This is a genomic window from Pseudoalteromonas sp. NFXS53 (assembly GCF_056629255.1).
The window spans coordinates 31870-54115 of record NZ_JBWVBR010000001.1; the positions used below are offsets into that span (position 1 = coordinate 31870).

Sequence of the window (22246 nt, forward strand, 5' to 3'; positions counted from 1 at the left end):
TTTAATATGGCTGGCCTTTGTGCCGGCCTTTTCAGTTTCTGGTTACAGTAGTAAGCAGTTCAGGGGCACTGAATGAGTAATAAAAAATCAATGTTAGCTTTAATCATCGCGCTTATTTTTCTGCAAGGCTGTGGTGGTGGAAGTAGCACGCAAGATACAAACTCTCCAACAAATTCAAACAATAACGGCGACAATACATCCGAAGGCAATCAAGGCAATAAAGATAATCTGGCTTTTCCTGATCTCACCTTAAATGATGGCCTACCTGATTTACTCAAAGATACACCTGACGAGTTTGAGCACTTAGCAGCAGGGGAAGCATCGGTTAATATTTTTAATGAAGATGCATTTAGCCAAGCACTGCCTGAAATCGTTGATACGCCAAGTCTTGATGCCGTTTTCAAAGCGGGCGACCATGTTTTTCGCTCTAATCATGAAGGGCAAGGTCCTATTTTTAATAACACCACTTGCCAAGGGTGTCATATCAAAGATGGTAGAGGCGTTGTGCCTAAATCAGCCAATGAGCCGATGATCAGCATGTTTTTGAGAGTAGGCGATAGTAATGGCAAAGTTGACCCTGTTTATGGCGACCAAATTCAAGTTTTTGGCACCATAGATGGTCAAACGGATGTGTTAGCAAAACATAACGGAGCCATAGAAGAAGGGTTGGCTTATGGCGAAGCATACACTTGGGTCGAATATGAAGAAGTGACCGGACAATTCGCAGATGGCGAAAGTTATTCCTTAAGAAAACCCGTCTATAAAGTAAAAGACCTTGCTTATGGTGAGTTTAATCAAGATGTGCAGTTTTCTCCGCGCGTATCTCCCCATGTTTATGGCTCAGGTTTATTAGAGAGTATTCCAGCACAAAGTATTTTAGCTTATGCCGATCCAGATGATACAAACAATGATGGTATATCTGGTAAAGCAGCCTATACAACTCACCCAATCAATAATGAAAAGATGCTCGCACGTTTCGGTCAAAAAGCGGTAACAGCATCTGTATTACAACAAATTTCTGGTGCATACCGAGGTGATATGGGCGTAACGAATACGGTTGCAACAGGCGAGCCTTGTACTGAAGCTCAAACTGCGTGCCTTGCTCAAGCTGAAAAAGAACAAAACAAGCACCATGATGGTGTTGATTTAAACAACGTCGATTTGGCTCAAGTCGAGTTTTATAACCGTACACTAGCAATACCAAATCGTCGTGGTTTTGATACTGAGAATAACCTTTGGAATGATGATGTACTAAAAGGAAGAAGCCAGTTTTTTGCTGCTAATTGCCACAGTTGCCATGTGCCAAGACATAAAACGGGTGAAGCGAAAGGGAGCTTGCTTGGTGATGTAGATTTAGTGCAAGTGTCTACAGACACACGAACCAACATTTCAGCTTTACAAAATTTAGTGATTTATCCATATACCGATTTACTTCTCCACGACATGGGCGGCAGTTGCAAAGTAACTCGTGAGTTGGCAAGTGGTGAAGCGTGTGACAGCGGTGAAAGTTGCTATTACGTGCAGCGCTGTGAGGGACTTGCTGATGGTCGTCCTGAAGGTGATGCATCTGGCACTGAATGGAAAACGCCAGCTTTATGGGGGTTAGGTTTAGTTCAAACGGTGACACCAAAAGCAACATTTTTGCATGATGGCCGTGCACGCACCTTATCTGAAGCGATCCTTTGGCATGGCGGTGAAGCTGAACCAGCAAAGCAAGCTTATTTAAATATGGATAAACCAGCACGTGATGCGCTGTTGGCTTTCTTGAATTCACTATGATGTTAAATCTACAAAAAAGCAGTTTGCTTACAGCCGCTCTTATTTGTTTGTCTATGCCTGTCAATGCATCAGAATCAAACGAGCAAGCGGCTAAGCCTGGCGGGGATGCAACAGGGCGATTGAATTATCGCTCTTTTGTTGAACCCGCTAAAAATATACCGCGCATGGAGCAGTTGGATTTTTGGGATGGCTTTTCATTTTTTCGAGATCCTTGGGTTGCTTCACCTTCGATTACCAGAGACAGAGATGGGCTCGGGCCGCTGTTTAACGCGCGTTCATGCAAAACCTGTCATGCCGATGGTGGACGAGGCAGGCCGTCAAAACATGGGGAGATAGCAGAGCCTGCATTGCTATTTAGGTTTTTACAGGCAAATGCAAGCAAAGGAGATAGCAGATATGGCGGGCAACTTCAGCCTCTGGCAATTCGTTTGTCTCATGAGAAGCTTACTAAGCCTGTTCAAGGTGAGGCACAAGTACGCGTATTTTATGAGGAAATAACAGGGCATTACGATGACGGCGAAACTTATACGCTCAGAAAGCCTCGTTACGAAATTGAAAATCTCGCCTACGGATCGCTTGAAAAAGGCACTTATCTATCTGCCCGCTATGCCCCAGCTGTATATGGTATGGGCTTATTAAATGCAATTCAGGAGAAAGATTTACTTATCCTTGAAGATATTAACGACGCTAATAAAGATGGTATTAGTGGTAAATATAATCAGGTGATAGATGCGGTAAGTGGCGAAAAGCGCATAGGTCGGTTTGGCTTTAAGGGCTTACATAGCACACTAGAACAACAAGTCGCAGGCGCATTTGTTAATGATATTGGTATTACTAATCCTATCTTTAAGAACGAAACCTGTTTAGCTCACCAAGTTGCTTGTAAACAAGCTGCAAGTGTCGACCCTGAACATGTACTGGACATTCCAAAAAAACTCCATTATTTAACCGTGTATATGAGTCAATTGATTGCTCCCCCTCCTGCAAGAGATTTACAAAGTAGTAAGTCAAAGCAAGGGCAAACTCTATTTTACAAATTGCAGTGTCAGCAATGTCATACACCCAGTTTTACCACAGATACCTCATACGAGGTAAAAGCGTTAGCAGGGCAAACTATTTGGCCTTATACCGATTTAGCTTTGCATGATATGGGCGAAGGTTTAGCAGATAAAGGCATTGAAAACCTCGCATTAGGGAGTGAATGGCGAACCCCGCCTCTTTGGGGGATAGGTTTACAGCATAGAGTTCAGGGCTTTTCTGCATTTTTACACGATGGTCGTGCACGCACTATTGAAGAAGCGGTGCTTTGGCATGGCGGTGAAGCACAGCCACATCAACGAAAATTCAAATCATTAACGAAGCAGCAACGAGCAGCACTGTTGTACTTCTTAAAACAAATTTAATTCGGATAAACAATGAAAACAATCAACGCTTTAATGCCAACAACAATTGCAGTCGTCCTAAGCCTTTTATTATCAGGTTGTGGTGGAGGCGGCTCTAACGAGCAAACACCTACGACTTCGCCAACAACAGATCAAGGAAGTGGGTCAACAGATAACTCGAATGCTTTGACTGAAGCACAAGCGCTTGAAAAAATAACAACAGTGTTAGTTGATGATGTGATCTTACCGAGTTATCAGCTCATGCTGACTGAAAGCGAAGCCCTGCAAAATACAACCAGTGAAGTGTGTAATAAGTCGGAGTTTACAGAAGCAGATTTAACCCGCTTGCAAAACGCTTGGAACAAAGCAAATAGTGCTTGGCAGGTAGCACGTACCATTAAGTTTGGGCCTATATCAGACACCTATATTTACTCACAAATTCAATATATGCCTATTGAAGCAACTAAATTAGCCAATGATGTTGAGTCTATTTTGATTGAGGGGGAAACATTTACAGATGGCTTTCCAAGTTCAAAACACCAACTCCAAGGTCTGCCTGCATTTGAATATGTGGTCTTTAATCAAGATGAAGCCAATGTATTTCTTTCATCTCAAAACCAAGGGCAACGCTGTGCATATTTAAATGTGATTGCAAATAACACTTTCACACTGATGGATGAAGTAGTTACACAGTGGCAAGGTGAGTATGGCGAACAATTTAAGGCTGGAACGGGGAGTTTTAGCGGCCATAAGGGCGCCATCGAAAAGTATTTAACTTTTTGGTTTGAATACCTGGAAATTATCAATGATGAAAAACTAAAAGCGACACTAGATACATCATTACCTGGTAACCCAGAATTATTAGAAAGTCCGTTTGCCCATGTGTCTGTGAATAACATTAAAACTAACATCACCGCTTTAGAGCAACAGTTTAATGGTGCAACTGAGTTTGGTTTTGATGATTTATTGGTTGAGTTACATGACCGAGAAGACGTCAAAAATGAAATTACTTTACACTTTAAAGCGGTTAATTCGGACCTAGAAGCGCTTGAAAACGAAACTCTGGCTGATTTAATCGCAACAGAGGCAGGCAGAGAAAAACTGACAGCTGTTCGTACTTCGATCACAGAGTTGCGTGCACTTATGGCATCTGATTTTGTACAAGTAACCGACTTAGCGCCTGGTTTTAATACCAACGATGGTGACTAATAGGGTGGCGTTATGAATCGACGTAGTTTTATAAAGGGCGCAATAGCATTAAGTGCATGTTCGACACTAATGCCATGGTTGTCGGCGTGTTTTGTATCGCCGAAAACCTTGTTTGCGAGTGCGTTCACAGATAAAGCCAACCGACATTATGTTGGTTGGTTTGACGAGCAGGGTCATTTACATGGACGCGTTGAGATCTCTGAGCGCGCCCACGATTTAGCCTATATTAAATCGCAAAATAGAATAATCGCCTTTGCTAGAAGGCCCGGCGTTAAGTTGCACGTTATTGATGTCGCATCGAAGCTGGTAGTTAAAGAAATTGACGCCCAGCCTCAGCATCACTTTTTTGGGCATGGTGTATTAAATGCTGACGAAAGTTTATTGTTCACCACAGAAAACTACTTCGATGAACATATGACAGAGCGAGATGGTTTAATCACCGTTCGTGAGAGTAAAGATTTTTCTATTGTTCGGCAGTTTTCAAGTCACGGAGTAGGACCACATCAACTTGCACTGTTAAGTGACAATCAAACTTTAGTGATTGCCAACGGTGGAATTCATACTCATCCAGCTAAATCGAGAGAAAAGCTAAATCTAGACACCATGCAACCAAACTTAAGTTATATAAATACGCTAAATGGTGAACTTGTTGCTAAGCACCAGTTACGCGACAAGCATTTAAGTATTAGACATTTGTGCGTGGCGAGTGATGATACCGTTTACTTTGGTTGTCAGTATCAAGGTGCTGTATATCAGGTGAATCCGCTTATTTATGTTCATAGAATTGGTGAGCAGCTCCAGCCAATGCAAGCAACTGATAATGAATGGATGCGTTTTAAACAGTACATTGCGAGCCTTTCAGTTAATGAAAAAAATGAGCTGGCTGTCACTTCTCCTCGCGGGAGCGTGGTGAGTATTTGGGATAGAAGTACGCGAGAATTAAAGTCTTTATTAACGCTGGATGATACTGCTGGCGTTGCGAGTAGCAAAACTACATTTATCGCAACAACAGGGCGGGGTAATTTAGTTGGTGTAGACAAAGCGTTAAGTGCGATTAATCAACATCAGATCCGGTGGGATAATCACTTGATCAGTTTTATGGCTTAAATTCTATACCACTGAGAAATTTCATTCTGAACACAGGTAAAATTTGCTGCGTTTTCAGTTATTAACGACTGAAAGCGCATTTTCTCTTTTAGATCCCTCTTTTTTAGAATTGCGTCTTGTCGTTCAAAACCCACTCATTCATACTCACTCCTTAATTACGAAGTAATCTGCACGCTGAATACTAAATTTATCTCTAGCGGTTACTTTCAATACAAACGGCATTGAATGTATTTACAAACAAAATAACGAAAATAATAAAGTAATGTACGAATATGATTTCAGATAACAATAAAACACTTTTCCACTTTTTTTATTTATTACTCGGACCAGCCATTTTCTTATCAACCTTTTTAATTGAAACGCCATCGGGTATGCCTGACGTCGCTTGGAAAACCGCAGGTTTAGCACTTTGGTTGGGTGTGTGGTGGGTGAGTGAGGTTGTGCCTATTCCTGTGACCTCATTAGTGCCCATCATTGCTGTGCCATTGGCAGGAATTAACGATATAAAATCCGTGACGAGTGTGTACTCTCATCCGCTTATTTTTCTATTTTTAGGCGGCTTTTTAATTTCTATTGCGATGGAAAAGTGGCACTTACACAAACGAATTGCCCTGATCACCATGCTGAAAAGTGGTAATAATCCAAAATTCCAGATCTTGGCCATGATGATGGTCAGTGGCTTTTTATCAATGTGGATCAATAACACAGCAACAACCCTAATGATGTTGCCGATTGCTTTGTCAGTTATCTATGTTTTACGAGAAAACAATAGTAGTTGTGATAATTACGGTAAGGCGCTGCTATTGGCGATTGCTTACAGTGCGAGTATAGGCGGTGTAGGGACTATCATTGGGACTGCGCCAAATGCATTGATGGCCGCTTATTTATGGGAAAACCATCAAATCAAAATCGGCTTTGCTCAGTGGATGATTTTCGCTGTGCCATTCGTCTTTACCATGATTGTCATTTGTTGGTATTGGTTGACTCGATTTGCTTTTAACGTGAAGCAAGTCGGCAATAATGCTCAGTTAAACACACTGTTTCAAAAACAAGTAGATGATCTGGGTAGCATGACACTTGCCGAGAAGAACGTTCTGTTTGTGTTTGTTTTTGCTGCAGTGAGCTGGGTGTTAAGGCCTTATTTGGCAAGTTGGACAGGGTTAAATTTCACAGATACCGGTATTGCTATTATTGCGGCGTTATTGCTTTTTGTACTCCCAGCAAAGAAAGACAATAAAACCAAGGTGATGGATTGGGAAGCAGCGCAAGCTGTACCTTGGGGTATTCTATTGTTATTCGGCGGTGGTCTTGCGCTTGCTGCACAAATTAAAAGTTCTGGCCTAGCGCAATATATTGCGGATATGTTGTCTGGCGCATCAGCTATCCCACTAATTTTAGGTGTATTAGTGGTTGCAACATTAATTTGCTTTTTAACTGAGATCACATCTAATACTGCCACAGCCGCTGGTTTCTTGCCTTTACTAGGCCCTGTTGCAGAGCAAATTGCAGGTACACCACTAATTTGGGTGATTCCAGCAGCAATCGCTGCGAGCTGCGCATTTATGATGCCAGTTGCAACACCGCCTAATGCTATTGTATTTGGTTCCGGGGAGATAAAGATAAAAGACATGGTAAAAGCCGGCTTTATGATGAATATCATTGCGGTCTTACTCATAACCCTGTTAACTATGACACTCGGCTCTTGGGTATTCGGTTACTAAAACAGGCAGACTTTTGCAGCAAAAACTATCGACCAAACTATTTGTTTATTTTTTAGGTTTAATTATCGGGTTGTGCGCCATCTATCATGTTGGCGTGCAATACGATCTTAAACAGACTCGTCAAAACAGCACTGAAAATCTAGAAAAGCTTCATCAATATTTTACCTCAGAACTTGCGCGTTTTACTTCAATTCCAAATTTAGTGCGACAAAACACGCACATGTTGAATCTGCTCGATGAAGAAACTAAACATGATTTAAAGCCGCTTAATGAATACCTTGCAGACATTCAAATTGCCAGTGGCGCATCAGATGTGTATGTGTTGAATAAGCAAGGATGGGTGACTGCCAGTAGTAACTGGCAAACACCGCATAGTTACATAGGGAGTAACTTTGCATTTCGAAAATACTTTTATGAAGCGGTTGAAAACGGCAGTGCGATAGATTTTGCCGTTGGGCTGCGCTCTGGCGCACGAGGCATTTATATTTCTCAGGCAATAGAGCAGGAAGGCGAAGTCAAAGGCGTTATTGTTGTTAAGGTAAATGCAAGTCATTTTGAAGAGGTTCGTGACAGTCTAGATACAGGTCATCAGCATAGTTTTATCTTGATGGATAAATCAGGCATTGTATTGATGTCCGATCAAGAAAAATGGCGATTAATCTCAACGCAACCTTTAACCCAAACTGACATTGCTGAATTTGATGCTTCACGGCAGTTCTCGGGACGTGAGATCAACACGCAGCCTTGGCGCTTTGACGAGCAAGCAGAGCAGTTACAAATTTCGATAGAAGGGCGTTTAGCAAAACACTTTGTGTATGCCAAAAAGTCACTTGATCCACTTAATGCGTCATTGTATTTACTTTCAGCCATTGATGATGTGACAGCCAATCAATGGAGCCGCTTGGCACTGAGCTCAGTGTTATTGCTGGCATTGTTTATAATTTTTGAAGTCATTTTAGTTAAGCTGGCAGGCTACAAGCAGTTACTCTTTACTCAAAGAAGTTTGGAAGCGCAAATTAATGCCCGCTCTGAGCAGCTACTTGAAACACAACAAGCCTTGTTGCGCGCCGCGAAATTGGCAACCATAGGTCAACTCAGTGCCGGAATTAACCATGAGATCAGTCAGCCACTTACGGCTATGAGTGCCTATTTGGCCAGTAGCAAGCGATTATTGCTCAAAGGTCAGTTTGAAAAAGTCCAAGAAAACTTAGTGTTGATTGAAGCGCTAATAAAACGCACCCATACAATCGTTGCGCAACTTAAGCACTTTAGTAAATCTCAAAAGCCTAAGTTAGCATTGCATAAACTTAAGGACTTATTTTCTAATGCATTAATTATCATCGGTCCTGAACTTAAAAAACATGATATAAAGTTGAGCCTTGAATTAGATGACATAGCAGTGTGGGTTGACCCAATTCTCTGTGAGCAAGTTATTGTGAACCTACTTTCAAATGCCTGTCATGCGATGCAAGACGTCGAAATAAAAAAACTAACAATCTCTAACCATACCGATGAAGATAAATCATCAATCAAAATATCTGATACAGGCACAGGTATTGAGTCGCATACCCTTGAGAGTATTTTTGAGCCTTTCTTCACCACTAAATCGGGTAATGGGTTGGGCTTAGGTTTATCTATTTCTAAACAAATAATACACTCTTTCAAAGGTGAACTGAGCGCTGAAAATAATCCTGATATCGGCGCGAGCTTTATCCTTACACTGCAAACATCAATCGGTTCAGAGCCACTTTCTAATGAGAAGAGAATTTAAATGAGTCATTCCAGCGTCATTGTTATTGATGATGAAAAGAGCATTCGTGATGCCCTAAAACAGCTATTAGAATTAGAAGGCTATGAGGTGTTTTGCTATGGCGATGCCAATGCTGCGTTGACCAAATTAAGTCGTCGTTTTAATGGTGTGGTGTTAAGTGACATTAATATGCCTAAACTCAATGGCCTCGAATTTATTGAACAAGTTAAGCAATTCGATAGCGAGCTACCGGTTATTTTTCTAACAGGGTTTGCTGATGTAAACATTGCGGTTCAGGCCATGCACCTTGGTGCCTATGACTTATTTGAAAAACCAATTACCGACAAGTTGTTAGATTGCATAGCAAGAGCCTGTGAAAAGCGCGCTTTGGTGCTTGAAAACCGCGACCTTAAGCAAAGTGTGAAACAACATTCGGGACCTGGGGTTAGAATTTTAGGTCAAACTCAAGTCATGCAAGACATGCTACATCTACTCGATGCGGTGTTAGATACCCCAGCTGATGTGTTAATTGAGGGGGAAACTGGAACAGGTAAAGAGCTGGTGGCACGTTACCTTCATGAGCACAGTAACCGCGGTAAACATAACTTTGTTGCCATTAACTGCGGTGCCATTCCAGAAGAGCTGATTGAAAGTGAATTGTTTGGTGCAAAAAGTGGTGCTTATACGGGAGCACATAGTTCGCGTATTGGTAAGTTTGAATATGCGCAAGGCGGCACTGTATTTTTAGATGAAATTGAAGCTATGTCACCTAGCTTACAAGTTAAGTTATTACGGGTGTTAGAAGAGCGTAAAGTCACGCCCGTTGGTGAAAACACGCCGATTGATTTAGATGTCAGAGTCATTGCTGCAACAAAAGTAGACCTACAAACCTTGGTTGATGCACAGCAGTTTAGAGCCGATCTTTATTATCGTTTGAATTTACTTAAAGTGCCTATTCCGGCACTGCGTGAGAGAAAAGCAGATATCCCGCTGTTGTATAAGCATTTTTGCTCAATTGCGGCGACTCGTTTTCATAAGACATTTGAGCCTATTACACCCGAGCAAGCCTTGCTCCTTAGAGAAAAGCCTTGGCCGGGCAATGTACGAGAGCTTAGAAATCATGCTGAAAGAACGGTTTTATTGGGTAAAGCATTGGCCCTTAAAGATTTAGAGCAAGTCTTGCAAACTGATGAGTCACTGAGCTTACAAGAGAAGGTCAGTTACTTTGAGCAATCGTTAATTGAAGAAGCCCTCTCTCAATCACAAGGCAGTATCAAAGAAGCCATGGCGTTGTTGCAATTGCCGCGTAAAACCTTATACGACAAAATGGCAAAATATGGGCTAACCCGCACTATGTTTACCGAGTCAGAATAAATGTGTGGTTTTGGTGACAAGTGCAATAAAACTGTGTGTGAAAATCCACACATTATTTTGGGTTTTATTGTTGAATAATTCAATAAGCATATGAAAGTATTGGTTTTTATCTTTTTGGCAACCATCTTGTAACAATAGAGAATAAACATAAAAAAGGTAAAACAAGATGACAGCAAGTAAAACTTTAATCGCACTCGGTGTGATGGCCACATTTTCAAGCACCGCTTTTGCGGCCGATTACAATGTGTATGGCAAAGCAGAAGTACAAATTGCAGATACTGATAAAGGTTTAATGCGTTATACCAAAGCGGGCACGCAAATTGACGCACCATTTTCACGTATCGGCATTAAGGGTGATCACAAACTGAGTGATTCTCTTAAAGTGGTCTTTAAATACGAAGTACAAGTAAAAGGCTTTGAAAATGACGACACTAAATCGCCATTTTCATCGCGTAACACCTATGTAGGTTTGGCTGGCAACTGGGGTACCTTGGTTGTTGGCCGTAACGATACGCGCTTTAAATACAGTGAAGGTAAAGTTGACCAATTTAACGAAACTCAAAGTGATATTGCGCAAATCTTACCGGGTCAAGACCGACTCGGCGATACCCTCACTTATAGCAGTAAAACCTATAATGACCTGTCATTCTCTTTCACCTATGCACCTAAAGATGATGCTTCAAATGAAGAAACTGGGTTCGCAGCAACCGCGATTTATGGCGATCGAGCTTTAAAGACTAAGCCTTATTATATCTCATTAAGTCACACTGATAGCTTGAATAATTTGGTTGCGACACGTGTAGTTGCGGCGTATAAGTTTGATGCATTTCAACTGGGGGCTATCGTTCAAGACAGTGAAAGCCTAGATGGCAGCAAATCTGGCACAGGCTATTTAGTCAGTGCAAGTTATAAAGCGGGCAGCTGGGTACCTAAAATTCAATTAGGTAAAGATACCAGTAAATTACGTCATGCCGAAGAAGCCACACAATGGACCCTTGGTACAGACTACATTTTGGATAAACAAACTAATTTGTACGCATTAGTGACACAACTAGACCTTGAGTCAGACGATGATACATCAATCGCTGTTGGCATGAAGTATAAGTTTTAAGGGTTAAAGAATGTCTGATTATTCATCTGCACATCCAATCAAATATGCCATGTTGTTTTTAGGACCACTGGCAATGTTACTTACTTGCCTTGTGTCTCCACCCGAGGGCATGAGTGTTGAAGCTTGGCGAACAGCAGGTTTGGCCTTTTGGCTAGCCTCTTGGTGGGTAAGCGAAGTCGTGCCTATTCCTGCGGCATCATTGTTACCTTTGGTGGTATCACCACTTGCTGGCATCGCGCCAATTAAATCGGTTGCAGCACCTTATGCGCATCCACTTATTTTCTTATTCTTAGGTGGCTTTTTAATTTCAATTGCTATGGAAAGATGGGGCTTACATAAACGTATTGCCTTAAAAACCATGCTTTATGCCGGTTCAAAGCCAAGTGTACAAATTCTAGCTATGATGTTAGTGACGGCATTCTTATCTATGTGGATGTCGAATACGGCCACTGCGGTGATGATGTTGCCGATTGCATTATCGGTTATTCATCTTGTTAAGGAGCGTGACAGCAGCAACGAAGCGTTTGGTAAAGCGCTGCTGCTTTCGATTGCTTATGGTGCCAGTATTGGTGGTATTGCTACCCTGATAGGCACGCCTCCAAATGCATTGATGGCAGCTTATTTAGCTGACAGTTATCAAATCGAAATAGGATTTGCGACTTGGATGGCGGTAGGCTTACCTTTATCTGTCACCATGTTATTCATTACTTGGTTTTGGTTGACTAAAGTGAGTTATAAAGTCGATAACTCTGACGCAGAAGTCGATACCAAATCGCTTTTTAAAAAACAGCTAGATAAATTAGGTGACATGTCTCGCGCGGAAAAAGGCGTTTTAGCAGTATTTATTTTCGCAGCCTTAAGTTGGATCTTCAGACCGCTACTGGGTGATTGGACTGGCCTGAAGATCTCAGATACGTCAATTGCGATTGCAGCAGCGCTATTGTTGTTTGTGATCACCGCTGATAAGAAAACCGGTGAGCGTATCTTGGATTGGGATAGTGCGGCAAAAGTACCTTGGGGCATTTTACTACTGTTTGGTGGTGGTTTGACGTTGGCTTCACAAATTAAATCGTCAGGTTTGGCTACTTACATTGCTAATCTATTGGTTTCGGCTGACACCATTCCATTGGTAGTAAGTGTATTGCTGGTGGCAGGTTTGATTACTTTCTTAACCGAGATCACATCAAATACAGCAACGGCTGCTGGCTTTTTACCATTATTAGGTCCTGTCGCAGAGTCTATTACTGGCACCCCATTAGTATGGGTTATTCCTGCCGCCATTGCAGCGAGTTGTGCCTTTATGATGCCAGTTGCAACGCCACCAAATGCCATTGTATTTGGCTCTGGCGAAATAAAAATGCGTGATATGATCCGTGCAGGTTTTGTGTTGAATATTATCGCGATTGTACTTATTACTGTACTAACGCTAACCGTTGCAAGAAGCGTCCTTTCTTTCTAATTTGAAACAACTAACAGGCTCATTTATAGTGTATTTATTCAAATACCGATAAATGAGCCATGTTGTGCAATACGAGATAGATCCCCAACTGACAAAGCAACTTGAATCTCTCAAAGTTGCTTTTATGCATCATCCTAATTCATCCGTAGAAACACGCATTTCTTTATTAAAGAAAATAAGAACTCAGCTTGTTGCAGCCGAGCATGACTTTATTGCAGCCTCTAACAAAGACTTTGGAGATCGCTGCACGTTTGATACACAAATGGCAGATTTTATGCCAGTGATTGGCGGGCTCGATAATATCACTAAGCATCTAAAATCTTGGCTTAAGCCGAGCAAACGCAAAGTCGGTATTCAGTTTGCACCCTCAAGAGCCCATGTTGAATATGTGCCAAAAGGTGTAGTGGGTGTTATTTCTCCTTGGAATTACCCGATACAGCTTGCTTTGATGCCAGTATTCACAGCGTTGGCAGCGGGTAATCGAGTCATGTTAAAGCTCAGTGAGTATACGCCTGCAACAAATCAAGTTATCAAAAGTGTACTAGAGCCTTTTTCAGATCATTGCTGTGTTGTGGAAGGGGGCCCAGCTGTTGCAAAAAGCTTCAGTGCCATCCCTTTTGATCATTTATTTTTTACAGGTAGTACAGAAATCGGCAAGCATGTGATGCGTGCCGCATCAAATAATCTAGTGCCTGTCACTTTAGAGCTAGGTGGTAAGTCTCCCATTATCGTGATGGACGATGCAGACATCAAACACGCCGCAAGAAGTATTGTATTTGGTAAAACCGCCAATGCAGGACAGATCTGCGTTGCACCAGATTACTTACTTGTTCATGAGAAATGTAAGGGCGAGTTAATAACCGAGATTAAAAAGCAGTATAAAAAGCAATTTAAATTAGGTGCAAACTCAGACAATTTAACCTCAATTATTAATCAACAACAGTATGAGCGACTGATTGAATTAATTGGTGATGCACTGCATAACGGCGCTGAGGTTTGGAGCGAACCGCATAGCGAAAATAATGAAACTCGAAAACTAGGCTTACATCTCATCGATAATGCCTCGAATCAAGCTCGGGTAAATAGTCAAGAAATTTTTGGCCCACTCTTACCAATAAAAACCGTATCTAGTTTTGATGAGGCTTTAAAGGTTATAAAAGAAAACCCCAATCCACTCGCGTCATATTTATTTACCGAAGATAAATCACTCATTAAGCGTGCTGAGCGAGAACTACAGTGCGGCGGATTAGTGATAAATGATGTACTTCTGCATGTAGCAGTTGAAGATTTACCTTTTGGTGGTGTAGGGGCCTCAGGTATGGGGCAGTACCATGGTAAAGAAGGCGTGTTGACTTTCAGTCATGCTAAGAGTGTTTTTAAAAGCGGCAGTTTAGGTAAGCCTAGAATGCAGCTATTGCTATCAAGGTCAAAACTGCTTACCTGGTTTGTAAAAAAATTACAGAAATAATGTAGATATTAAAAAAAGCGCCTTAGCGCTTTTTTCATTAGTCGATTTTAGAACCTGGGAAATAGGTTTTTTCTTGAATACGCCAATACAGCTTGTTGGCTTTTTCAATCGCTTTTTCAACCTGAGAAGGTGAAAGCTGTTGTTCATCAAGTTCCCGGCTTTTCATTGCTTGGCGGTTGCCATTATATTCAGCCAATGTATTCCAGATAAATGACTTTTCGATGTTTTTCTCAACACCTAAGCCTTCATAGTACATTAAAGCAAGATTAAACATAGCCAAAGTGTAGTTACTCGCAGCGGCCTTTTCGTACCAGTCCATTGCGACAGCGTAATCTTTTAACACGCCATCACCATTGGTATACATCACACCAAGATTAAATTGCGCGGCAGCTAAGTTTTTGTTTGCAGCCTGAGTGAACAACTCAATAGCACGTTGTTTATCTTGCTTCACACCACGGCCTTCTTCATGCATAACCGCTAATGAAAACATGGCATCAGCACTACCCAATTTTACTGCTTTTTGAAATAACTCAGCAGCTTTACGCTGATTCTTAATAACCCCAAAACCGCCTTCATGTAATTTAGCTAACTCATAAATGCCTGGTGCATAATTCATGTCAGACAGATACTGAAATTCCTGTAAGGCTCTTTCAAAATCACCTGCATTTGCAGCTTCAATCCCTTCCTCTAATCCTGCAGTTGCAGTAAAGCATACGCTCATTAAGCCGGCGAGTGCCAACTTCTTTAAGTTATTACGCCACATGGTTATTCTCTTTGATGGTCGGTTTTTTGAGTTTAAAGCAACCCAAAGAAAAAACAAACCTTAAAGTGTAACTAAAGGCTTAGGCTTAGAATCAGGTTTGGCATAACTTAAACGGTTGATTTTGCTTGTAGTGTGATAACTGTCCAATCCAGTTATTGCGACGGTGTTTGCCGCTTCTATATCGATAAAACCATCAGGTTGTATGACAGTGTCAGGACAGTGAAGCGCAATCAATTCACCAATCACTAAATGAGTTTGGTTAAGTTCAATAACTTGCTCGCTAACTAATTTTAGGCCCATTTTAATTTTAGACTCTTTGACGAACGGTGCTTTGAAGTCATATAAATATTCTGCAGTTAAACCTGTTTCAGTAAATTCTGATTGTTCTTTTTCGTAACGCGCTGATGTTTGGTGTGCTTGTGTAACTATTTCTTCACTCACATGGTTAAGGGTATAAAAGCCTGTTTCTAACAGGTTTTCAAATGAATGTCTTGGCACCGAATGTGGGCGAATGATCATACCAAATAAGGCTGGATTAGCGCCTAAATGAAAAACAGAGCTGACAATAGATAGGTTTTCTTGACCATTTTTGTCAACGGTGCCTAATAAGTTTGCACTTTTAAAACCTGACAAACTATTAATCAAATGAGCACGATATCTTTGTTCTAATTCATTGAGAGACTGGGTATTAAAAAACATAATTCACCATTGTATTAACTGACCTTGCCAGTCAAGATAATTAATTAAATCGTTACTGTTCGATTCTACGATTTGGTTAAATAAGCACTCAGCGACAAACTCGGGTTCAAACAATTTGCCTACCGGTACATTCTTTTGAAAAGGTTTAGACAGTGGGGTATCAGTGGTCCCCGGATGGAAGAGTAACACTGTACTTTGAGGGCTTTGACGTTTTAGTTCAATCGCAAAGCTTTTCATCATCATATTAAGGGCTGACTTTGAGCTTCGATAGCTGTACCAACCACCGAGTCCGTTATCTTCGATGCTGCCCACACGAGCTGACAGCGCAGTAACAACGCATTTATCAGAGCGCTTGAGCAATTTAACAAGATGCTTAAGCCACAGCATGGGAGTAATGACATTCGAATTAAACAGCGACTGAGCATAAGCTGGGTCAAATTGTCGGATGCTCTTTTCTGGGCCATGTGAGTCTGAATGTAATTGACCATTAAAAAATGTGATGGTTTTTATTTTTACATTTTCTGACAAGTAAGCATTTTGAAAAGTCGATACAGAGTCAGAAATAGATTCATCAGAGTAATCTGTGGTGAGGTGATGAATATTTTTAGAATCAAAATTTAATGACTTCTGGCTAAAACTCACCACTAAGTCAGCAGGATTTTGTGCGGTAAGTTTGTTAATAAACGCTAAAGCAATTTTACTGCTTGCACCGATAACAAGATGCAGTGATTTATCTTTGGCATTGTCCATTATTACACCCGTCTTTGACTAAAAAGCGTGAAATCTTCGTTCTATGCTTGGCAAAAAATAAATAGCTTTTATCGGCGAACCACTTTATTGGTTGCACTCTTAACAGTCTTAACCAAGGATATTTACCGACAGTTTGCCAAGCTTGTACGTTTGCATCTAAGCCTAAAAGTAACCTGCCATCATCAGAGTAACCATGTAATATTTTCAGCGTATCTGATTTGGTGATGTTTGGATAAAGTCGTTTGAAATCGAGTTCATGAATATCATGTACGTTAATCAAAGTGAGTTTGTTTTCAACGTCGAACTGCTTGAGTTTTCTCATTTCTTTGGCACACAAAGGACACTGGCCGTCATAGAGTAGTTGCATTGCTTTTATGCTGCTTAGTAATTAAGTAGTTAAAATTACGCTTAAAATTCATAATGAGATCACTCGATCTGCCTTTAATTCTCTGTATAGTAGAGAATAATTATTGAACAATGAGTGTTTAGAGTAAGTTGTGTTTTAAGCAGTTTTTTTTGAGAAATAATAATTAAAAGGAGTCGTTATGGGAGAGCAGTATGAAAGCCTGAGAGCGAATGTGAGCCAATTAGGTGGCTGTCTAGGTCGTATTATCCAGCAAACACTGGGTGAGGGAATGCTAGAAAAGATTGAACAAATTCGTCTTTTAGCAAAGTCATCTCGTCAAGGTGATAGTGATGCCCGAGTCAGATTGCTAGACACTTTACATAGCCTGACTGACCAAGAACTATTACCTGTTGCACGTGCATTTAACCATTTTTTGAATCTAGCGAATGTAGCAGAACAATTCCATACAATTTCCGTTACAGGTGCGCCTGAAGGTATTTACAAAGCATTGAATGAGCAAGTCGAAAAGCTCTCGAATATGTTAGCAAACGGCGAATTAAATCATGCGCAAGTTGAGTCTGTGCTTGCAGGGTTAGATATCGATTTAGTACTTACAGCTCACCCCACCGAAGTGACACGTAGAACCATTATTAACAAACACGTACAACTGAGTGACTGTTTATCAGCCCTTGAGTTACAGTGTCTTGATGTAGACGAGCGTAAAGTCATTATTAGCCGAATTGAGCAATTGATCAGTCAAGCTTGGCATACCAATGATATACGGGCTAAACGCCCAACTCCGCTTGATGAGGCGAAATGGGGTTATGCGGTTATTGAAAATAGTCTATGGCATGCCGTCCCTCAGTTTATTCGTTACTTCAACCAAGTTACTCAAGATAAATTAGGTATTCAGTTAAAGAAAATTCATAGTCCAATCCGCTTTACTTCATGGATGGGGGGCGATAGAGACGGTAATCCATTTGTGACCTCTGAAGTGACTCAATCTGTGCTAGATCATGGCCGCTGGATGGCGATTGATTTAATCTCTCGTGACATTGATATGCTCAGTAGCGAACTTTCTATGTATCAAGCAGATGAGCATGTGAAAGCTTTGATAGGGGAGCAACACGAACCGTATCGCTATTTATTGAAGCAGTTGAAAGGCGAACTTGATGAAACCATTCAAGCGCTCGAGAATAAAATAAAAGGTGAAGTAGGCTCAGAGCAAGAAGTGATCACACATATTGAGCAAGTAAAATCACCGCTTATGCTCATTTATAACTCGCTGCATAACTGTAATATGTCGCAAATTGCAGATGGACTGCTACTCGATACGCTACTCAGACTAGAGTGCTTTGGTATTAATCTTTGTAGCTTGGACATCCGTCAGGACTCTGCTCGACACGCTGATGCAATAGGAGCCATTGTCGAGCACTTAGAACTGGGCGACTATAATGCTTGGAGCGAAGCCCAGAAGCAGCAGTTTTTGATTGAAGAATTAGCGTCAAAAAGACCACTATTGCCAAAAAACTTCTCTGCGTCTGATGAGGTTCAAGAAGTTTTAAAAACTTGCCAATTGGTAAGTCAGCAAACCTCTGATAGGTTAGGCATTTATATTATCTCAATGGCACAATACGCGTCCGATGTACTGGCTGTTAAATTACTTTTAAAAGAAACAGGGTGTCGTTTCAATTTACCCGTTGCGCCGTTATTCGAAACTTTGGACGATTTAAATCGTGGGGCAGATGTCATAACCCAATTGCTAGCCTGTGATTGGTATCGAACTCATATCAATCATAAGCAATACGTGATGATTGGCTACTCTGACTCAGCGAAAGATGCGGGTATGATGGCCGCTGGATGGGCACAATATCAAGCTATGGACAAACTATTAAAAGCTGCAAAAGACTTTGGCGTTGAGCTGGTATTGTTTCATGGTCGTGGTGGCACAGTGGGTCGTGGCGGAGCACCTGCGGCTCAGGCTTTACAATCACAGCCTCCTGGCAGCTTGAGTAATGGCTTAAGGGTGACAGAGCAGGGTGAAATGATCCGTTTCAAATATGGATTACCGAAAGTCGCGGTGCAAAGCTTTTCGATTTATACCAGTGCAATCATTGAAGCGAACTTAACCCCAGTACCATCACCTAAATCTCATTGGATTGAAGTGGTTGAGCTGATTGCCCAAAGTTCATGTAAATATTACCGAGAAATCGTCAGAGAAAATCCAGATTTTGTCGCATACTTCAGACAAGTTACCCCTGAGTTGGAACTTGCCAAATTACCCCTTGGTTCACGACCTTCTAAACGTAACCCTAATGGCGGCGTTGAAAGTCTAAGGGCCATTCCATGGATATTTGCTTGGAGTCAAAACAGATTAATGCTGCCAGCTTGGCTTGGTGTGTATCAAGGCTTACAAGCCGCAATTGATAAATACGGCGTTGAAATGTTACATGAAATGCGTGAGCAATGGCCGTTTTTTAGAACACGTTTAGAAATGCTAGAAATGGTGTTTTGTAAAACAGACAGTTGGCTATCTGAGCATTATGAAAAAGTATTGATGACAACAGATGCTAAAGCACTTGGTGCGCAGCTCAGACTAGACCTTAAATCAGCTCAAGCACTGATTACAGAGTTGGCACCAGAAAATACCTTATTATTAGAGCAACCTTGGTTAAGACAATCTCTGCAATTGAGAAACCCTTATATCGATCCACTTAATTTACTTCAGGTAGAGCTACTAAAACGCACCAGAGAGCATGAAAATGAACGAATTGATCAGGCGCTTATGGTCACTATGACAGGCGTTGCTGCAGGAATGAGAAATTCAGGATAAATACCGCGTTAATTAAAGTGATGATTTTTGATCAAATGTTAACTCGTTAGCAAAAAGCATGAATAAAAACTCATACTTTTTGCTATTTTTTAATCTTTAGTTGGTTTTTTTGTATTAATTTTATTGACTGTTTAGATTGTATACATAGAATCTCATCCGACGTCTATGCCCCCGTCATTCGAATAAGCGCATTTTATTATAATGAAACGCTTATTGTGTATGATAAGTACACGCATCAAATCGAATATCGTTAAACACATATGGGATCTTAGGGTAAAGGAGATGGCGTTTTAGAGTTAACACGTTATTTGAGGTTCTATGCAAACGCTATCTACCAGTATTACTTATGATGAATCAACTTCGCTTGTGATGATGACACTCAGAGGTGTTGTGACCGCTGAGGACGTAATAAAGACCTATCAAAGAGCGAACAATTATGCACAAGATTATAAGTCTTCAAAATTGCTGATAGATGTGACTGAGCTTGAACATAACTTCGCCGCGATTGATATCGTTTCTTTAATGCCTAAAGTGGCAAATGCTTTGCAGAATATAAAATTGGCACGTGTTGTTAGCTTTGATGGTTACATGCATGATTTATTTTTGCAGAAAGCAAAACGTTTTGGGATCACGGTAGAGAACTTCGACTGTTTCAAGAGTGCCAAGCATTGGTTGTCTAACACATGATAAAGGGATAAACTATTCGGCCTTTTTCATAACGTGTGGCATTTTTATGCTAACGATACCAAAAGAACTAGAACAAGAATTACAACAAAAAATTCAATCTAATGGCGGTGTTATTCCTAAAACATTGCTTGATTCGTTAATAGCTAGGTTTGACGTAGAAATCCAACCTCTTTTACAAAGCCTACTACCTATTGCAGCCAGATTTTCAATAGCACCGATTTCTAATTTTAATGTCGGCGCGATTGCGTACAGCGACACCTCTGGTTGTGCATATATAGGATCAAATTTAGAGTTTAATCACGCCGCATTGTGTTTAGTGGTTCATGCTGAACAATCGGCTATTAATACAGCCTGGTTAAATGACGAAACACATATCTCACACATTGCCATCACAGATGCGCCTTGTGGTCATTGCAGACAATTTATCAATGAAGTGAAGCTATCAGAACAGATAGAAATACTTTTACCAGATACGAATACTTCTTTACCCGAGTTATTACCTCACTCATTTGGTCCTGCAGATCTGGGCAATGAAACACGTTTACTTGATGTTTCTGAGCTTCATGCTCGCGATTCAAAACTACCTGTTTCACCTGAATTGCTAAAACATTTCCAGGCCTCATATGCACCATATTCAGGTAACAAATCAGCAGTAGAAATAAAAACGGCACAGCATGGAAATTTTTATGGTCGCTATGCTGAAAATGTGGCTTACAACCCGAGCCTTTCGCCATTACAAAGCGCTTTAAGTCAAATGGCACTATCTGGGCTTAAGTTAGATGAAGTTGAAGTGGTTGAAATTACACTAGTTGAAACTGAGCAGTATAAAAATCAATCGGGTGTAACTGACGTAGTATTAGACAGTTTTACTGGCAACTATGAAATAAAAAAAGCGTATGTGAGCTAGGCTTACATACGCTTTTTTCAAAATCTTAGAGACTATTTTTCTAACACAATTTCTGCAGCTTTTAAAACCACAGCAATTGCTTTTTGTTCAATCTCTTGATGATCTACATTAGGGATCTCTTGACGTGTTCTATTAACTAGCACACCCGCGATACAAGCCGCTTTTAACCCTAAAGCTGCACACATAGTAAATAAGGTTGCAGACTCCATTTCATAGTTCATCACATTGAGCTTTTGCCACTCTTCGCAACTGCCTTGGAACGCTTTATTCACATAACCCGAGTATGTATCGTAACGTTCTTGGCCTGGATAGAATGTATCACTCGATGCCGTTATACCTGCATGATATGTCACACCGATTTCTTCACAGGCTTGCACCATTGCAGCGGTTGAGTGGAAGTCAGAGACTGCAGGGTAAGATAGAGGAGCAAAATGCTGGCTAGCACCATCAAGTCTCACTGACGCCGTGCTTACTAAGATATCACCTTCGTTGATATGAGGTTGAATAGCGCCTGTTGTGCCAATTCTTAAAAATGTTTTTACACCGAGTTGAGCAAGCTCTTCAACTGCAATTGACGTAGAGGGGCCACCGATCCCAGTTGAGCAGATCACGACAGGTTGTTGTTTTAGTTCTGCGAGATAGACGTGAAACTCTCGAGTTTTTGCTAGGCAAATACTGTTATCGAGTTTTTTAGCAATACGCTCAGCTCTCTCAGGGTCGCCAGGTACAATTGCTAAATTAGCACCTTTTAATTGCTCGGTGCTTAGGCCCAAATGAAATACCTTATCCATAGTAAACCTTATTTATTATAAAACCGTAGTTTGAAAGATTAGCGTATAAAGTACAGGACAGATGTCCGATTGTCTTTGTGCACGATCATGCAATTCCTTGCAAGATTGGA

Annotated in this window: 18 protein-coding genes; 13 read left to right on the forward strand and 5 right to left on the reverse strand. The window is 41.0% G+C overall.

What is annotated here, in order from left to right; translation table 11 throughout:
* Positions 1-72: 72 nt before the first annotated feature.
* The 10 genes from AC1HJP_RS00125 (at position 73) to AC1HJP_RS00170 (ending at position 14360) form a co-directional block, all read left to right on the forward strand.
* Positions 73-1779, forward strand: coding sequence for a di-heme oxidoreductase family protein (locus AC1HJP_RS00125; RefSeq protein WP_480359592.1), 1707 nt, complete (start codon positions 73-75; stop codon positions 1777-1779).
* Positions 1776-3182, forward strand: a complete 1407-nt coding sequence (locus tag AC1HJP_RS00130; protein ID WP_480359593.1) for a di-heme oxidoreductase family protein — start codon at positions 1776-1778, stop codon at positions 3180-3182. Before AC1HJP_RS00125 ends, AC1HJP_RS00130 begins: the two co-directional genes overlap by 4 nt.
* 12 nt (positions 3183-3194) lie before the next feature.
* Positions 3195-4370, forward strand: coding sequence for an imelysin family protein (locus tag AC1HJP_RS00135; protein ID WP_480359594.1), 1176 nt, complete (start codon positions 3195-3197; stop codon positions 4368-4370).
* 12 nt (positions 4371-4382) lie between these two features.
* Positions 4383-5477 carry a DUF1513 domain-containing protein gene (locus AC1HJP_RS00140; RefSeq protein WP_480359595.1) on the forward strand — a complete coding sequence of 365 codons (1095 nt, stop codon included), beginning with the start codon at positions 4383-4385 and terminating at the stop codon, positions 5475-5477.
* A 272-nt stretch (positions 5478-5749) separates the two neighbouring features.
* Positions 5750-7198 (forward strand): SLC13 family permease, encoded by a 1449-nt coding sequence (locus AC1HJP_RS00145; protein WP_480359596.1) that lies wholly within the window; start codon positions 5750-5752, stop codon positions 7196-7198.
* A 13-nt stretch (positions 7199-7211) separates the two neighbouring features.
* On the forward strand, positions 7212-8969 hold the full coding sequence (locus tag AC1HJP_RS00150) for a sensor histidine kinase (protein ID WP_480359597.1): 1758 nt from the start codon (positions 7212-7214) through the stop codon (positions 8967-8969).
* Positions 8970-10322, forward strand: a complete 1353-nt coding sequence (locus AC1HJP_RS00155) for a sigma-54-dependent transcriptional regulator (protein ID WP_480359598.1) — start codon at positions 8970-8972, stop codon at positions 10320-10322.
* A gap of 166 nt (positions 10323-10488) precedes the next feature.
* Positions 10489-11433 carry a porin gene (locus tag AC1HJP_RS00160; RefSeq protein ID WP_480359599.1) on the forward strand — a complete coding sequence of 315 codons (945 nt, stop codon included), beginning with the start codon at positions 10489-10491 and terminating at the stop codon, positions 11431-11433.
* Positions 11434-11443: 10 nt separating this feature from the next.
* Positions 11444-12892 (forward strand): SLC13 family permease, encoded by a 1449-nt coding sequence (locus tag AC1HJP_RS00165; RefSeq protein WP_480359600.1) that lies wholly within the window; start codon positions 11444-11446, stop codon positions 12890-12892.
* Positions 12893-12956: 64 nt separating this feature from the next.
* Positions 12957-14360: a coniferyl aldehyde dehydrogenase gene (locus AC1HJP_RS00170; protein WP_480359601.1), complete on the forward strand. Its 1404-nt coding sequence runs from the start codon at positions 12957-12959 to the stop codon at positions 14358-14360.
* Between the two features lie 37 nt (positions 14361-14397).
* On the opposite strand, the gene AC1HJP_RS00175 is transcribed toward AC1HJP_RS00170, so the two are convergent.
* Genes AC1HJP_RS00175 through AC1HJP_RS00190 form a run of 4 tightly spaced genes read right to left on the reverse strand, consistent with a single transcriptional unit; the run spans position 14398 to position 16939 of the window.
* Positions 14398-15123, reverse strand: coding sequence for a tetratricopeptide repeat protein (locus AC1HJP_RS00175; RefSeq protein WP_480359602.1), 726 nt, complete (start codon positions 15121-15123; stop codon positions 14398-14400).
* Between the two features lie 60 nt (positions 15124-15183).
* Complete coding sequence (locus tag AC1HJP_RS00180; RefSeq protein WP_480359603.1) at positions 15184-15822, reverse strand: flavin reductase family protein; 639 nt, start codon at positions 15820-15822, stop codon at positions 15184-15186.
* Between the two features lie 3 nt (positions 15823-15825).
* Positions 15826-16572, reverse strand: coding sequence for an SDR family NAD(P)-dependent oxidoreductase (locus AC1HJP_RS00185; RefSeq protein ID WP_480359604.1), 747 nt, complete (start codon positions 16570-16572; stop codon positions 15826-15828).
* Entirely contained in the window at positions 16553-16939 is a 387-nt protein-coding gene (locus AC1HJP_RS00190) for a thiol-disulfide oxidoreductase DCC family protein (protein ID WP_480359605.1), read from the reverse strand. Before AC1HJP_RS00190 ends, AC1HJP_RS00185 begins: the two co-directional genes overlap by 20 nt.
* A gap of 178 nt (positions 16940-17117) precedes the next feature.
* Here AC1HJP_RS00190 and ppc point away from each other — a divergent pair, with 178 nt between their 5' ends.
* The 3 genes from ppc (at position 17118) to cdd (ending at position 21345) form a co-directional block, all read left to right on the forward strand.
* Complete coding sequence (gene ppc, locus AC1HJP_RS00195; protein WP_480359606.1) at positions 17118-19751, forward strand: phosphoenolpyruvate carboxylase; 2634 nt, start codon at positions 17118-17120, stop codon at positions 19749-19751.
* 318 nt (positions 19752-20069) lie between these two features.
* Positions 20070-20438 carry a hypothetical protein gene (locus AC1HJP_RS00200; RefSeq protein ID WP_480359607.1) on the forward strand — a complete coding sequence of 123 codons (369 nt, stop codon included), beginning with the start codon at positions 20070-20072 and terminating at the stop codon, positions 20436-20438.
* Positions 20439-20484: 46 nt separating this feature from the next.
* Positions 20485-21345 (forward strand): cytidine deaminase, encoded by an 861-nt coding sequence (gene cdd, locus AC1HJP_RS00205; RefSeq protein WP_480359608.1) that lies wholly within the window; start codon positions 20485-20487, stop codon positions 21343-21345.
* A 32-nt stretch (positions 21346-21377) separates the two neighbouring features.
* Here cdd and udp read toward each other — a convergent pair whose 3' ends face one another.
* The gene (udp, locus tag AC1HJP_RS00210; protein WP_480359609.1) at positions 21378-22136 is read right to left on the reverse strand and encodes a uridine phosphorylase; all 759 of its coding nucleotides are present in this window, start codon (positions 22134-22136) and stop codon (positions 21378-21380) included.
* Between the last annotated feature and the right edge of the window lie 110 nt (positions 22137-22246).

What these genes read in the sequence shown, in the direction of transcription:
- AC1HJP_RS00125 (WP_480359592.1), top strand. Translation starts at nt 73, where the DNA reads ATGAGTAATAAAAAATCAATGTTAGCTTTAATCATCGCGCTTATTTTT.
- AC1HJP_RS00130 (WP_480359593.1), top strand. Translation starts at nt 1,776, where the DNA reads ATGATGTTAAATCTACAAAAAAGCAGTTTGCTTACAGCCGCTCTTATT.
- AC1HJP_RS00135 (WP_480359594.1), top strand. Translation starts at nt 3,195, where the DNA reads ATGAAAACAATCAACGCTTTAATGCCAACAACAATTGCAGTCGTCCTA.
- AC1HJP_RS00140 (WP_480359595.1), top strand. Translation starts at nt 4,383, where the DNA reads ATGAATCGACGTAGTTTTATAAAGGGCGCAATAGCATTAAGTGCATGT.
- AC1HJP_RS00145 (WP_480359596.1), top strand. Translation starts at nt 5,750, where the DNA reads ATGATTTCAGATAACAATAAAACACTTTTCCACTTTTTTTATTTATTA.
- AC1HJP_RS00155 (WP_480359598.1), top strand. Translation starts at nt 8,970, where the DNA reads ATGAGTCATTCCAGCGTCATTGTTATTGATGATGAAAAGAGCATTCGT.
- AC1HJP_RS00160 (WP_480359599.1), top strand. Translation starts at nt 10,489, where the DNA reads ATGACAGCAAGTAAAACTTTAATCGCACTCGGTGTGATGGCCACATTT.
- AC1HJP_RS00165 (WP_480359600.1), top strand. Translation starts at nt 11,444, where the DNA reads ATGTCTGATTATTCATCTGCACATCCAATCAAATATGCCATGTTGTTT.
- AC1HJP_RS00175 (WP_480359602.1), bottom strand. Translation starts at nt 15,123, where the DNA reads ATGTGGCGTAATAACTTAAAGAAGTTGGCACTCGCCGGCTTAATGAGC.
- AC1HJP_RS00180 (WP_480359603.1), bottom strand. Translation starts at nt 15,822, where the DNA reads ATGTTTTTTAATACCCAGTCTCTCAATGAATTAGAACAAAGATATCGT.
- AC1HJP_RS00185 (WP_480359604.1), bottom strand. Translation starts at nt 16,572, where the DNA reads ATGGACAATGCCAAAGATAAATCACTGCATCTTGTTATCGGTGCAAGC.
- AC1HJP_RS00190 (WP_480359605.1), bottom strand. Translation starts at nt 16,939, where the DNA reads ATGCAACTACTCTATGACGGCCAGTGTCCTTTGTGTGCCAAAGAAATG.
- ppc (WP_480359606.1), top strand. Translation starts at nt 17,118, where the DNA reads ATGGGAGAGCAGTATGAAAGCCTGAGAGCGAATGTGAGCCAATTAGGT.
- AC1HJP_RS00200 (WP_480359607.1), top strand. Translation starts at nt 20,070, where the DNA reads ATGCAAACGCTATCTACCAGTATTACTTATGATGAATCAACTTCGCTT.
- cdd (WP_480359608.1), top strand. Translation starts at nt 20,485, where the DNA reads ATGCTAACGATACCAAAAGAACTAGAACAAGAATTACAACAAAAAATT.
- udp (WP_480359609.1), bottom strand. Translation starts at nt 22,136, where the DNA reads ATGGATAAGGTATTTCATTTGGGCCTAAGCACCGAGCAATTAAAAGGT.